This window comes from Chromobacterium sp. LK11 (assembly GCF_001043705.1).
Classification (GTDB): Bacteria; Pseudomonadota; Gammaproteobacteria; order Burkholderiales; family Chromobacteriaceae; genus Chromobacterium; species Chromobacterium alkanivorans.
In genome coordinates, this window is sequence record NZ_LDUR01000013.1 from 1 (window position 1) to 12,235 (window position 12,235).

A 12,235-nucleotide genomic window follows, 5' to 3' on the forward strand; every position below is an offset into this window, starting at 1 on the left:
GGCCGACCTGGTGGACGACGCTGAGCTGCTGGAACTGGTTGAAATGGAAGTTCGCGATCTGCTGTCTTCCTACGACTTCCCGGGCGACGACACCCCGGTGGTGATCGGCTCCGCTCGTCTGGCGCTGGAAGGCGACCAGTCCGAATACGGCGAACCGGCCATCTTCAAGCTGGCTGCTGCTCTGGATTCCTACATCCCGACTCCGGAACGCGCCATCGACAAGCCGTTCCTGCTGCCGATCGAAGACGTGTTCTCGATCTCCGGCCGCGGCACCGTGGTGACCGGTCGCGTTGAGCGCGGCATTGTTAAAGTCGGCGAAGAACTGGAAATCGTGGGCCTGAAGGCTACCGCGAAGACCACTTGCACCGGCGTGGAAATGTTCCGCAAGCTGCTGGACCAAGGTCAAGCCGGCGACAACGTGGGCGTGCTGCTGCGCGGCACCAAGCGTGAAGACGTTGAGCGTGGTCAGGTTCTGGCCAAGCCGGGTTCCATCACCCCGCACACCAAGTTCCAGGCTTCGGTATACGTGCTGAGCAAAGACGAAGGTGGCCGTCACACCCCGTTCTTCGCTAACTACCGTCCGCAGTTCTACTTCCGCACCACCGACGTAACGGGTGCCGTTACTCTGGCGGAAGGCGTGGAAATGGTAATGCCGGGCGACAACGTGGAGATCACGGTTGAGCTGATCGCTCCGATCGCCATGGAAGATGGTCTGCGTTTCGCCATCCGCGAAGGCGGTCGTACCGTCGGCGCCGGCGTTGTTGCCAAGATCATCGCTTAAGGATCGGAGAATCTAATGTCTAGCCAGAAAATCCGCATCCGCCTGAAAGCTTTCGATTACAACCTGATCGATCGCTCCGCTCAGGAAATCGTTGAAACCGCCAAGCGCACCGGCGCCGTTGTTAAAGGCCCGGTTCCGCTGCCGACCAAAATCGAGCGTTTCAACGTTCTGCGTTCCCCGCACGTGAACAAGACTTCCCGCGACCAGCTGGAAATCCGCACTCACCTGCGTCTGATGGACATCGTGGATCCGACCGACAAGACCGTCGACGCTCTGATGAAGCTCGACCTGCCGGCCGGTGTTGATGTGGAAATCAAGCTGCAGTAATCGCTTAAGTTCAAGGGTTTGCGAGCTAAGTTCTTGCGATTCTTGAATTTTCTGTGATACATTAGCGGACTCGCCATTTTGGCGAGTCCGTTTTTGTTTTTTCTGTCGTGTTTTTTATGCCGGTCAATCGTAATCGGCGCCTGAAAAAGGAAATAAACATGAGTTTAGGTCTTGTCGGTCGCAAAGTCGGCATGACCCGCATTTTTGCCGAAGATGGCGCAACCATCCCGGTAACTGTGCTGGACATGTCCGCTAACCGCGTCACGCAAATCAAAACTGCTGAAACCGACGGCTACAATGCCGTGCAGGTTACCTATGGCTCCAAAAAGGCCAGCCGTGTTGTTAAGGCTGCCGCGGGCCACTTCGCCAAGGCTGGCGTTGAAGCAGGTCTGGGTCTGGTCGAGTTTCCTCTGACCGCCTCCGCCAACTTCAAGCCGGGCGATGCCATCGCTGTTGAGATCTTCACCGTTGGTCAACTGGTTGATGTAACCGGCACCTCCAAAGGTAAAGGCTTCTCCGGCGTGATCAAGCGTCACAACTTCTCTTCCAACCGTGCTTCCCATGGTAACTCGCGTTCGCATAACACGCCGGGTTCCATCGGTCAGGCGCAAGATCCGGGCCGCGTTTTCCCGGGTAAGCGCATGGCGGGCCAATACGGTAACGTCAAGAGCACCGTGCAGTGCCTGGAAATCGTTCGTGTCGATGCCGAGCGTCAACTGATTCTGGTTAAAGGTGCTGTTCCTGGCGCCAAGAACGGTGACGTAGTCGTTCGTCCTAGCGTGAAGGCAGGTGCGTGATGGAATTGAATGTAATCAATACCCAAGGCAAGGCTGTTGGCAGCCTGCAAGTGTCCGACTCTTTGTTCGGCCGCGAGTACAACGAAGCCCTGGTGCACCAGGTCGTTACCGCATTCCTGGCGAATGCTCGTAGCGCCAACCGCGCCCAGCTGACCCGTGCTGAAGTGAAGCACTCGACCAAGAAGCCTTTCCGTCAGAAAGGTACTGGTAACGCTCGTGCCGGTATGACTTCCACCCCGAACCGTCGTGGTGGTGGCCGTGCCTTCCCGAACAAGCCGGACGAGAACTTCACCCAGAAAGTTAACCGCAAGATGTTCCGTGCAGGCATGGCCGCGATTCTGTCGCAGCTGGTCCGCGACGAGCGTCTGATCGTGGTTGACGAACTGAACGTTGAAAGCCCGAAGACCAAAGAATTCGTTGGCGCCGTTCAGCCCATGGGCCTGGAGCAAGCTTTGTTCATCACTAGCGAGCTGAGCGAAAACCTCTATCTCTCTTCGCGTAACCTGACGAACGTGCTGGTTATCGAAGCGGTTCAAGCTGACCCGTACAGCCTGTTGCGCTTCAAGAAGACCGTGATCACTCGCGACGCTGTGAAGCAACTTGAGGAGCAGTGGGCATGAATCAAGAACGTCTGTTGCAAGTAATTCTTGCTCCCATCGTTTCCGAAAAGAGCACCATGATTGCTGAGAAGAACCAGCAAATGGCGTTCCGCGTTGCCAAAGATGCGACCAAGCCGGAAATCAAGGCTGCTGTTGAAATGCTGTTCAATGTAAAAGTTGAAGGCGTTTCCACTGTCAATGTCAAGGGCAAGGTTAAGCGCTTTGGCCGTTCCATCGGTCGTCGCAGTGACTGGAAAAAGGCCTACGTTAGCCTGGTGGAAGGTCAAGAAATTGATCTGACCGCTACCCCGGCCGCAGCGGAGTAAGGAGATAGAGCATGCCTATCGTTAAGGTAAAACCGACTTCCGCGGGCCGCCGTGCCGTTGTCAAGGTAGTAAACCCTGACCTGCACAAAGGTGCTCCGCACGCCGCCCTGCTGGAAAAGAAATCTTCCACCGGTGGCCGTAACCACAATGGTCACATCACCACGCGTCATCGTGGCGGTGGCCATAAGAAGCACTACCGCATCATCGACTTCCGTCGCAACAAGGATGGCATCCCGGCGAAAGTGGAACGCATCGAATACGATCCGAACCGCACCGCCCACATCGCCCTCCTGTGCTACGCCGATGGCGAGCGTCGCTACATCATCGCCCCGCGCGGTGTGAAAGCCGGCGCCGAGCTGTTGTCCGGCGCGGAAGCTCCGATCAAGGCCGGTAACGCTCTGCCGATCCGCAATATCCCGGTGGGTACCACTATCCACTGCGTGGAAATGCAGCCTGGCAAGGGCGCCCAGATGGTTCGTTCCGCTGGCGCATCCGCGATGCTGCTGGCTCGCGAAGGCGCTTACGCTCAGCTGCGTCTGCGTTCGGGCGAAATTCGCCTGGTGCACGTTGATTGCCGAGCGACTGTTGGTGAAGTGGGTAATGAAGAGCACTCCCTGCGCAAGCTGGGCAAGGCTGGCGCTACTCGCTGGCGCGGTATCCGTCCGACCGTTCGTGGCGTTGCCATGAACCCGGTTGACCACCCGCACGGTGGTGGTGAAGGCCGTACTGGCGAAGGCCGCGTGCCGGTTAGCCCGTGGGGCACTCCGACTAAGGGCTTCCGTACCCGTCGCAACAAGCGTACCGACAATATGATCGTACGCCGTCGCTATTCCAAAAAAGGGTAATTGACAATGGCACGTTCGCAGAAAAAAGGCCCGTTCGTTGATCTGCATCTGCTGAAAAAAGTAGATGCGGTGCGGGCAACCAGCGACAAGCGTCCGATCAAGACTTGGTCCCGTCGTTCGACCATCCTGCCGGATTTCATTGGTCTGACCATCGCTGTGCACAACGGTCGCACCCATGTGCCTGTTTATGTTTCCGAAAACATGGTCGGCCATAAACTGGGCGAATTCTCGCTGACTCGTACCTTCAAAGGCCACGCGGCGGATAAGAAGGCGAAGAAGAGATAAGGTGAAGCGATGAGAGTATCTGCAAATCTGAAAAGCGTTCGCCTGTCGGCACAAAAATGCCGCCTGGTGGCCGATCTGATCCGCGGCAAATCCGTTGATCAGGCTCTGAATATCTTGGCCTTCTCCCCGAAGAAGGGCGCGGTAATCATCAAGAAAGTGCTGGAATCTGCCATCGCTAACGCCGAGCACAATGAAGGCGCCGACATCGACACCCTGCGTGTCACCGGCATCTTTGTTGACAAAGGCGCTAGTCTGAAGCGTTTCACCGCCCGTGCTAAGGGTCGTGGTAACCGCATCGAAAAGCAGACCTGCCACATCTCGTTGACCGTTGGCAATTAAGGGGTAAGAAATGGGTCAGAAGATTCATCCGACGGGATTCCGTCTTGCCGTTAACAAAAACTGGTCTTCCAAGTGGTTCGCGAATTCGCAGAACTTCCCGGAAATGCTGAAGCAGGATATCGAAGTTCGCGAATTCCTGAAAAAGCGTCTGGGTCACGCTTCGGTTGGCCGTGTGACCATCGAGCGCCCAGCTAAGTCCGCCCGCATCACCATCCACAGCGCCCGTCCGGGTGTTGTGATCGGTAAAAAAGGCGAAGACATCGAGCTGCTCAAGCAAGAACTGCAAAAGCGCCTGGGCGTTCCTGTGCATGTGAACATCGAAGAAGTTCGCAAGCCGGAACTGGACGCTCAAATCATCGCCGACGGCATCGCTTCCCAGCTGGAGAAGCGCGTGATGTTCCGTCGCGCCATGAAGCGCTCTATGCAAAACGCAATGCGCATGGGCGCTCAAGGTATCAAGATCATGAGCTCCGGCCGTCTGAACGGTATCGACATCGCTCGTAGCGAATGGTACCGCGAAGGCCGCGTGCCGCTGCATACCCTGCGCGCAGACGTAGACTACGCAACCTCCGAAGCCAAGACCACCTACGGGATCATCGGCATCAAGGTATGGGTATACAAGGGCGAGCTCAAGCCGGGTCAAGTTCAGCCGGCTCCGGTAGCGACCGAGAAGAAATCGAGAAAGGGTGCTCGAAATGCTGCAGCCAACTAGACTCAAGTACCGTAAACAGCATAAAGGCCGCAACACGGGTATCGCTACTCGTGGCAACAAAGTGAGCTTTGGTGATTTCGGTCTGAAGGCGGTTGGTCGTGGTCGTCTGACCGCGCGCCAGATCGAAGCTGCGCGTCGCGCGATGACCCGTCATATCAAACGTGGCGGCCGCATCTGGATCCGCATCTTCCCGGACAAGCCGATCACCTCCAAGCCTGCTGAAGTTCGTATGGGCGGGGGTAAGGGCTCTCCGGAGTACTACGTGGCCGAAATCCAGCCTGGCAAGATGCTGTATGAAATGGATGGTGTTTCCGAGGAACTCGCTCGTGAAGCTTTCCGTCTGGCCGCAGCCAAGTTGCCGATCGCCACTGTGTTTGTAACTAGACAGGTAGGTCAGTAATGAAAGCGTCCGAACTGAAAGCCAAAACTGTTGACGAGCTGAAGGCGGAACTGCTTAGCCTCTTGAAGGCCCAGTTTGCTCTGCGCATGCAGCACGCCACTCAGCAACTCGCCAAGACCTCTGAACTGAAGAAAGTACGTCGCGACATCGCTCGCGTGCGCACCGTTCTGAAAGAAAAGGCAGTTTAAGATGAGCGAAACCAAAGTGGTACGTACGCTGACCGGTACCGTAGTCAGCGACAAGATGGATAAGACCGTAACCGTACTGGTCGAGCGCAAAGTAAAGCACCCGATCTACGGCAAAATTATCCGTCGTTCTAAGAAGTTCCACGCGCACGACGAGAACAACGAGTTCAAGGCCGGCGATATCGTTGTTATCAGCGAGTCCCGTCCGCTCTCGAAGACCAAGACGTGGGTGGTAACTGCCCTGGTAGAGAAATCCCGCCAGGTGTAAAGACTTGCAGGGGGCGAAAGCTCCCTGTATAATGGCCATCTTCCTACTCCTATCGAGTAGGAGTTCCGCCCTTACGGGGTCCAAAACTGGCCGTTGGATACGCCACAGTTTCTGTGGCGTTTCGTCTGTTTGGTCTTGCTCTTATGCGAGAAACCGGCAGGTGAGAGTGACGGATAAAGTTGGATTAGAAAGGTAATCATCACATGATTCAAATGCAGACCATGCTTGAGGTCGCTGACAATACAGGTGCGCGTCACGTTATGTGCATCAAGGTATTGGGCGGTTCCAAGCGTCGCTATGCAAGCGTAGGCGACATCATCAAGGTGACCATCAAGGATGCTGCACCGCGTGGACGCGTCAAAAAAGGCGACGTTTACAACGCGGTTGTGGTTCGCACTGCCAAAGGCGTGCGTCGTCCTGATGGCTCGTTGATCAAGTTCGACGGCAATGCCGCCGTCCTGCTCAACAACAAGCTTGAGCCTATCGGCACTCGTATCTTCGGGCCTGTTACGCGTGAACTGCGTACCGAGCGCTTCATGAAGATCGTTTCGCTGGCTCCTGAAGTACTGTAAGGAGATCGCATGCGCAAAATTCGCAAGGGTGATGAAGTCGTAGTAATCACCGGCAAAGACAAAGGTAAGCGCGGCACCGTTCTGCGCGTTCTGGACGAGAAACTGGTTGTTGAAGGCGTGAATGTCGCCAAGAAACACCAGAAGCCGAATCCGGTGCGTGGCGTGGCCGGCGGCATCGTTGAAAAGACCATGCCTGTTGACGCATCGAACGTCGCCATTTTCAATCCGGCAAGCCAAAAGGCTGACCGCGTAGGCTTCAAGGTTCTTGAAGACGGCCGCAAGGTACGCGTGTTCAAGTCCAACGGCGAAGTCATTGGCGCGTAAGGAACAAAACATGGCACGTCTCTACGATTTCTACAAAGACACCGTAGTGCCTGAACTGATGAAACAGTTCGGCTACAAGTCGATCATGCAAGTCCCGCGCATTGAGAAGATCACTGTGAACATGGGTGTGGGCGAAGCTGTTGCCGATAAAAAGGTAATGGATTTCGCCGTGGGCGACCTGGAAAAGATCGCCGGCCAGAAGCCGGTTGTCACCACCGCTCGCAAATCCATCGCAGGCTTCAAGATTCGTGATCACTACCCGGTAGGCTGCAAGGTAACTCTGCGTCGCGAACGCATGTACGAGTTCCTGGACCGCCTGGTGACGATCGCGCTGCCGCGCGTTCGCGACTTCCGTGGTGTTTCCGCCAAGTCTTTCGACGGCCGCGGCAACTACAACATGGGCGTTAAAGAACAGATCATCTTCCCGGAAATCGAGTACGACAAGATCGATGCTCTGCGTGGTATGAACATTACTGTTACCACCACCGCGAAGACTGACGAAGAGGCCCGCGCTTTGCTGGCCGCGTTCAAGTTCCCGTTCAAGGGTTAAGCACATGGCAAAACTTGCACTGATTCAGCGCGAAGAGAAGCGTGTCAAGCTGGCTGCAAAATTTGCTGCCAAGCGCGAAGCCCTTATCGCGACTATCAACAATCAAAGCCTCTCGGAAGAAGAGCGCTTTGCAGCTCGCCTGCAACTGCAGCAGCTGCCGCGCAATGCTTCCCCGGTTCGCCAGCGTCGTCGCTGCGCCATTACCGGTCGTCCGCGTGGCGTATTCCGCAAATTCGGTCTGGGTCGTAACAAACTCCGTGAAATCGCTCTGAAGGGCGAGATTCCGGGGGTTGTGAAGGCCAGCTGGTAATAGGAGACACATAAATGAGCATGCACGATCCTATTTCCGATATGTTGACCCGCATCCGCAACGGCCAAATGGCTTCCAAGGTGGCTGTTTCCATGCCGTCTTCCAAGCTGAAAATTGCGCTGGCGCAGGTGTTGAAAGAAGAAGGCTACATCGAAGACTTCGCCGTTGCCGGCGAAGAGAAGAAGCCTGTTCTCGATATCCAGCTCAAGTACTATGCTGGCCGTCCGGTGATCGAGCGCATTGACCGCGTTTCCCGCCCTGGCCTGCGTGTGTACAAGGGCTCCACCGAAATCCCGAAAGTCATGAATGGCTTGGGCGTGGCTATCTTGTCCACCTCCAAAGGCGTTATGACTGATCGCAAAGCGCGCGCGGCCGGCATCGGCGGCGAGTTGCTGTGCGTCGTGGCTTAAGGGGGTCAAATGTCTCGCGTAGCTAAGAATCCCGTAGTCATCCCGGCTGGCGTCGAAGTGAAGTTCGGCGCTGCAGAAGTGACTGTTAAGGGCGCCCTGGGCTCCCTGAGCACCGCTCTGTGCGAAGAGGTAGATGTCAAGCTGGACAACGGCCAACTGACATTCGCCGCCAAGAACGACAGCAAATTCGCTCGTGCCATGTCCGGCACCCTGCGCGCGCTGCTGAACAATATGGTGACCGGCGTGTCCAAAGGCTTCGAGAAGAAGCTGCAGCTGGTAGGCGTGGGCTATCGTGCCCAGGCTCAAGGCGACACCCTGAACCTGTCTCTGGGTTTCTCCCACCCGGTGGCTCATCAAATGCCTGAAGGCGTTAAAGCTGAGACCCCGAGTCAGACCGAGATCCTGATCAAAGGCGCTGACAAACAGCGCGTTGGCCAGGTGGCTGCCGAAATCCGCGCTTACCGCGCTCCTGAGCCGTACAAAGGCAAGGGCGTTCGTTACGCTGATGAGGTTGTGGTTCTGAAAGAAACCAAGAAGAAGTAACTGAGGCACTGATATGGACAAGAAACAAGCTCGACTCCGCCGCGCACGTAAAACCCGTGCCCGGATCGCGGAGCTCAAGATGGTGCGTCTCACTGTGTATCGCACCAATAGCCACATTTATGCCCAGATCGTTGATGAGACCGGCAGCAAAGTACTGGCCAGCGCTTCTTCGCTGGAAGCCGACGTGCGCGCTGATCTCAAAAATGGCGGCAACGTGGCAACTGCAGCCGTGATCGGCAAGCGCATTGCTGAAAAAGCAAAAGCTGCTGGCATCGAGAAAGTTGCTTTCGACCGCTCTGGTTTCAAATACCACGGTCGTATGAAAGCGCTGGCTGACGCCGCTCGCGAACACGGTCTCGTATTCTAATTCGGAGTGAAGAATGGCTAAACACGAAACGGAAGATCGTGGCGACGGTCTGGTCGAGAAAATGATCAGCGTCAACCGCGTCACCAAAGTGGTTAAAGGCGGCCGTATCATGGCTTTCTCCGCCTTGACCGTGGTTGGTGATGGCGATGGCGGAATCGGCATGGGTAAGGGCCGTTCCAAGGAAGTTCCGGTTGCCGTACAAAAGGCAATGGAACAAGCTCGCCACAACATGGTTAAGGTTCCGTTGAAAAACGGCACTTTCCACCACACTGTGGTTGGCAAGCACGGCGCTACTACTGTATTCATCCAGCCCGCTAAAGAAGGTACCGGTGTGAAAGCCGGCGGCCCGATGCGCGCTATCTTTGATGCTATGGGTGTTCATAACGTCTCGGCAAAAATTCATGGTTCCACCAACCCGTACAACGTGGTGCGTGCAACTCTGGATGGTCTGAGCAACATCAACACCCCGGCGCAAATCGCCTCCAAGCGTGGCCTGAGCGTCGAGGACATCCTGGGGGTGAGCCATGAGTAACGCCAAGACTGTAAAGGTCACTCTGGTAAAGAGCCTGATCGGTCGCCTGGAGTCTCACAAGGCTTGCGCCCGTGGTCTGGGTCTGAAGAAGATTCGCCAGACTGTTGAAGTGCTCGATACCCCTGAAAACCGTGGCATGATCAACAAGATCAGCTACTTGTTGAAATTCGAGGGCTAAGAGATGCTGCTGAACACTGTACAGCCGGGTGCCGGCGCCAAGCATGCCAAGCGCCGTGTAGGCCGTGGCATCGGCAGCGGCCTGGGCAAGACTTGTGGCCGCGGTCACAAAGGTCAGAAGAGCCGTGCAGGTGGTTTCCACAAGGTTGGTTTCGAAGGCGGTCAAATGCCGCTGCAACGTCGTCTGCCGAAGCGCGGCTTCAAGTCGCTGAACGCAGGCAAGGTTGCCGAGATTCGCCTGTCCGAACTGAACCTGCTGCCGGTTGATGAAATCGACCTGCTCTCTCTCAAGCAAGCTGGTCTGGCTTCCATCCAGGTGACTTCCGCCAAGGTGGTGCTGTCCGGCAAGATTGAGCGCGCAGTAAAACTGCGCGGCGTTGGCGTAACCGCCGGCGCTCGCGCCGCCATCGAAGCTGCCGGCGGCAGCGTAGAATAAGGCAATAATCTGTGGCGAATACTTCTCTAGTGGCAAATGCCAATAAGTTTGGTGATCTCAAGCGTCGAATCTGGTTCCTGATTGGTGCCCTGATCGTTTATCGCATCGGTGCTCACATTCCGGTTCCGGGTATCAACCCTGCCGAGCTAGCGAAGTTGTTCCACTCATCGCAGACGGGCCTGCTCGACATGTTCAACATGTTCTCGGGCGGCGCCCTCTCGAGGTTTACGGTGTTTGCCATCGGCATCATGCCGTACATCTCGGCCTCCATCATTCTTCAGCTCGCCTCCGAGGTTCTTCCGAGCCTCAAGCAGCTGAAGAAGGAGGGCGATGCGGGACGTCGTAAGATAACCCAGTACACACGTTACGCCACCGTTTTGCTCGCGACTTTCCAAAGTTTCGGCATTGCGGTGATGCTGTACAAGCAGCCTAACCTGGTGGTGACTCCGCAGTGGGAGTTCTACCTGACGACAGTCGTATCGCTGGTAACCGGCACCATGTTCCTCATGTGGCTGGGCGAGCAGATCACCGAGCGCGGGATTGGCAACGGTATTTCGTTGATCATCTGCGCGGGTATCGCCGCTGGCGTTCCGGCTGCGATCGGCAAGACCTTGACTCTGACCAGTCAGGGTTCTTTGCCCATCCTGTTTGCCGTCGTGCTGTTTGTCGGAGTGATCGTAGTGACTTATGTGGTGGTGTACGCCGAGCGCGGCCAACGCAAAGTCCTGGTGAACTACGCCAAGCGTCAGGTCGGTAACCGCGTCATGCAGGGCCAGAGCACGCATCTGCCGCTCAAGCTCAACATGGCGGGGGTGATTCCGCCGATTTTCGCGTCCAGCATCATCCTGTTCCCGGCCACCGTTCTCGGCTGGTTCGGTCAGGGCGAGCACATGGGCTGGCTGAAGGGCATTGCAGACAAACTGCATCCCGGACAGCCGATCTACGTGCTGCTGTATGCGGCGGCCATCGTCTTCTTCTGCTATTTCTACACGGCGTTGGTGTTCAACCCGAAGGAAACGGCTGACAACCTGAAGAAGAGCGGTGCCTTCATCCCGGGTATTCGTCCAGGTGAGCAGACTTCCCGATACATCGAGAAGATCATTCTGCGGCTGACGCTGATTGGTGCGATCTATATCACACTGGTCTGCTTGCTGCCGGAATTCCTGATCTTGAAGTGGAACGTTCCGTTCTACTTCGGCGGCACTTCGCTGCTGATCATCGTGGTGGTAACCATGGATTTCATGGCGCAGGTACAGTCTTACGTGCTGTCGCATCAGTACGAGAGCTTGCTGAAGAAGGCCAACTTCAAAGGCAACGCGCTCACGCGCTGACAACTTGAGCTCACGCTGGGTTATTGGCTAAGGAAGACACCATCCAGATGCAGTGCGAAATTCCGAAGTTCGCTTCGGAGTTTTGCTTGTGAATGGACACGTGGTAACCGGGCACTTCAGGCGGGGTGCGATTGCGAAGGCATTCGCATCCAGTCTGACAGCCGCTTGGAGCGAGGGGCTTTCCCCTCGGTCCTGCTTGTCCCGGATAGTGTTCCGTGCGAAATAACGCACTTGCTCTTTTAGAGGATTGAAAGGAACTGACATGCGAGTACAGCCTTCGGTAAAGAAGATTTGCCGCAACTGCAAAATCATTCGTCGCAATCGCGTAGTTCGCGTGATTTGCACGGATCCGCGTCACAAGCAAAAACAAGGCTAACATTTGTTAGACCTCGATTTGCGTGTTACAATCGCAAACTTTTCAAGGTCTTAAGGCTTAAGGAAAGAGTATGGCCCGTATTGCAGGGGTAAACATCCCCAATCATGCGCATGCCGTTATCGGCCTGCAGGCAATTTTCGGCATCGGTCAGACTCGCGCCCAGCAGATTTGTGCTGCTGCCAGCGTGAACCCTTCCACGAAAGTGAAGGATCTGACTGACGCTGAAATGGAAACTCTGCGTGACGAAGTCGCCAAGTTCACCGTTGAAGGTGATCTGCGTCGTGAAGTCACCATGAGCATCAAGCGTCTGATGGACATGGGCTGCTATCGCGGCTTCCGCCATCGTCGTGGCCTGCCGTGCCGCGGTCAGCGCACTCGCACTAACGCTCGCACTCGTAAGGGTCCGCGTAAGGCGATCGCCGGCAAGAAGTAATTAATAGGAA

General features: G+C 56.0%; 25 protein-coding genes. All 25 read left to right on the forward strand.

From position 1 onward, the window contains the following. A partial coding sequence (locus VK98_RS08805; RefSeq protein WP_048413698.1) for an elongation factor Tu occupies positions 1 to 781 on the forward strand: 781 nt, incomplete at its 5' end. A gap of 15 nt (positions 782 to 796) precedes the next feature. Further along, positions 797 to 1,108 carry a 30S ribosomal protein S10 gene (gene rpsJ, locus VK98_RS08810; RefSeq protein ID WP_011137734.1) on the forward strand — a complete coding sequence of 104 codons (312 nt, stop codon included), beginning with the start codon at positions 797 to 799 and terminating at the stop codon, positions 1,106 to 1,108. 158 nt (positions 1,109 to 1,266) lie between these two features. Then, the gene (gene rplC / locus VK98_RS08815; protein WP_048413699.1) at positions 1,267 to 1,905 is read left to right on the forward strand and encodes a 50S ribosomal protein L3; all 639 of its coding nucleotides are present in this window, start codon (positions 1,267 to 1,269) and stop codon (positions 1,903 to 1,905) included. Next, positions 1,905 to 2,525: a 50S ribosomal protein L4 gene (rplD, locus tag VK98_RS08820; protein WP_048413700.1), complete on the forward strand. Its 621-nt coding sequence runs from the start codon at positions 1,905 to 1,907 to the stop codon at positions 2,523 to 2,525. The genes rplC and rplD overlap by 1 nt, the downstream gene beginning before the upstream one ends. Further along, on the forward strand, positions 2,522 to 2,830 hold the full coding sequence (gene rplW / locus VK98_RS23285; protein WP_019100830.1) for a 50S ribosomal protein L23: 309 nt from the start codon (positions 2,522 to 2,524) through the stop codon (positions 2,828 to 2,830). Before rplD ends, rplW begins: the two co-directional genes overlap by 4 nt. Positions 2,831 to 2,841: 11 nt before the next feature. Next, complete coding sequence (gene rplB / locus VK98_RS23290) at positions 2,842 to 3,675, forward strand: 50S ribosomal protein L2 (protein ID WP_082158849.1); 834 nt, start codon at positions 2,842 to 2,844, stop codon at positions 3,673 to 3,675. Between the two features lie 6 nt (positions 3,676 to 3,681). Next, entirely contained in the window at positions 3,682 to 3,960 is a 279-nt protein-coding gene (rpsS, locus tag VK98_RS23295; protein WP_019099947.1) for a 30S ribosomal protein S19, read from the forward strand. 9 nt (positions 3,961 to 3,969) lie between these two features. Further along, a complete protein-coding gene (gene rplV / locus VK98_RS08835; RefSeq protein WP_019099946.1) occupies positions 3,970 to 4,299 on the forward strand; it encodes a 50S ribosomal protein L22 in 330 nt (109 codons plus the stop codon). Positions 4,300 to 4,309: 10 nt separating this feature from the next. Further along, positions 4,310 to 5,011, forward strand: coding sequence for a 30S ribosomal protein S3 (gene rpsC, locus VK98_RS08840; protein WP_048413702.1), 702 nt, complete (start codon positions 4,310 to 4,312; stop codon positions 5,009 to 5,011). Then, on the forward strand, positions 4,995 to 5,411 hold the full coding sequence (rplP, locus tag VK98_RS08845; RefSeq protein ID WP_019101458.1) for a 50S ribosomal protein L16: 417 nt from the start codon (positions 4,995 to 4,997) through the stop codon (positions 5,409 to 5,411). The genes rpsC and rplP overlap by 17 nt, the downstream gene beginning before the upstream one ends. Continuing rightward, positions 5,411 to 5,599 (forward strand): 50S ribosomal protein L29, encoded by a 189-nt coding sequence (gene rpmC / locus VK98_RS08850; protein WP_011137725.1) that lies wholly within the window; start codon positions 5,411 to 5,413, stop codon positions 5,597 to 5,599. Before rplP ends, rpmC begins: the two co-directional genes overlap by 1 nt. A gap of 1 nt (position 5,600) precedes the next feature. Beyond that, positions 5,601 to 5,864 carry a 30S ribosomal protein S17 gene (rpsQ, locus tag VK98_RS08855; protein WP_043594104.1) on the forward strand — a complete coding sequence of 88 codons (264 nt, stop codon included), beginning with the start codon at positions 5,601 to 5,603 and terminating at the stop codon, positions 5,862 to 5,864. A gap of 203 nt (positions 5,865 to 6,067) precedes the next feature. Beyond that, complete coding sequence (gene rplN / locus VK98_RS08860; RefSeq protein WP_019104491.1) at positions 6,068 to 6,436, forward strand: 50S ribosomal protein L14; 369 nt, start codon at positions 6,068 to 6,070, stop codon at positions 6,434 to 6,436. 9 nt (positions 6,437 to 6,445) lie between these two features. Further along, entirely contained in the window at positions 6,446 to 6,760 is a 315-nt protein-coding gene (gene rplX, locus VK98_RS08865) for a 50S ribosomal protein L24 (protein ID WP_048413703.1), read from the forward strand. 10 nt (positions 6,761 to 6,770) lie between these two features. Next, positions 6,771 to 7,310, forward strand: a complete 540-nt coding sequence (gene rplE, locus VK98_RS08870) for a 50S ribosomal protein L5 (protein WP_019104493.1) — start codon at positions 6,771 to 6,773, stop codon at positions 7,308 to 7,310. Positions 7,311 to 7,314: 4 nt separating this feature from the next. Next, on the forward strand, positions 7,315 to 7,620 hold the full coding sequence (gene rpsN, locus VK98_RS23300; protein WP_081546296.1) for a 30S ribosomal protein S14: 306 nt from the start codon (positions 7,315 to 7,317) through the stop codon (positions 7,618 to 7,620). A 14-nt stretch (positions 7,621 to 7,634) separates the two neighbouring features. Next, a complete protein-coding gene (rpsH, locus tag VK98_RS08880; protein WP_019104495.1) occupies positions 7,635 to 8,030 on the forward strand; it encodes a 30S ribosomal protein S8 in 396 nt (131 codons plus the stop codon). A gap of 9 nt (positions 8,031 to 8,039) precedes the next feature. Next, complete coding sequence (gene rplF, locus VK98_RS08885; protein WP_019104496.1) at positions 8,040 to 8,573, forward strand: 50S ribosomal protein L6; 534 nt, start codon at positions 8,040 to 8,042, stop codon at positions 8,571 to 8,573. 13 nt (positions 8,574 to 8,586) lie between these two features. Continuing rightward, entirely contained in the window at positions 8,587 to 8,940 is a 354-nt protein-coding gene (gene rplR, locus VK98_RS08890; protein WP_048411919.1) for a 50S ribosomal protein L18, read from the forward strand. Positions 8,941 to 8,953: 13 nt separating this feature from the next. Then, a complete protein-coding gene (gene rpsE / locus VK98_RS08895) occupies positions 8,954 to 9,472 on the forward strand; it encodes a 30S ribosomal protein S5 (protein ID WP_043594101.1) in 519 nt (172 codons plus the stop codon). Continuing rightward, positions 9,465 to 9,650 carry a 50S ribosomal protein L30 gene (gene rpmD, locus VK98_RS08900; RefSeq protein WP_011137715.1) on the forward strand — a complete coding sequence of 62 codons (186 nt, stop codon included), beginning with the start codon at positions 9,465 to 9,467 and terminating at the stop codon, positions 9,648 to 9,650. Before rpsE ends, rpmD begins: the two co-directional genes overlap by 8 nt. A 3-nt stretch (positions 9,651 to 9,653) precedes the next feature. Beyond that, positions 9,654 to 10,085 (forward strand): 50S ribosomal protein L15, encoded by a 432-nt coding sequence (gene rplO, locus VK98_RS08905; RefSeq protein WP_048413704.1) that lies wholly within the window; start codon positions 9,654 to 9,656, stop codon positions 10,083 to 10,085. 11 nt (positions 10,086 to 10,096) lie between these two features. Then, on the forward strand, positions 10,097 to 11,416 hold the full coding sequence (gene secY, locus VK98_RS08910; protein ID WP_039755684.1) for a preprotein translocase subunit SecY: 1,320 nt from the start codon (positions 10,097 to 10,099) through the stop codon (positions 11,414 to 11,416). 262 nt (positions 11,417 to 11,678) lie between these two features. Then, a complete protein-coding gene (gene rpmJ, locus VK98_RS23305; RefSeq protein WP_011137711.1) occupies positions 11,679 to 11,792 on the forward strand; it encodes a 50S ribosomal protein L36 in 114 nt (37 codons plus the stop codon). Positions 11,793 to 11,862: 70 nt separating this feature from the next. Continuing rightward, on the forward strand, positions 11,863 to 12,225 hold the full coding sequence (gene rpsM / locus VK98_RS08915; RefSeq protein ID WP_048411917.1) for a 30S ribosomal protein S13: 363 nt from the start codon (positions 11,863 to 11,865) through the stop codon (positions 12,223 to 12,225). Positions 12,226 to 12,235 lie beyond the last annotated feature (10 nt).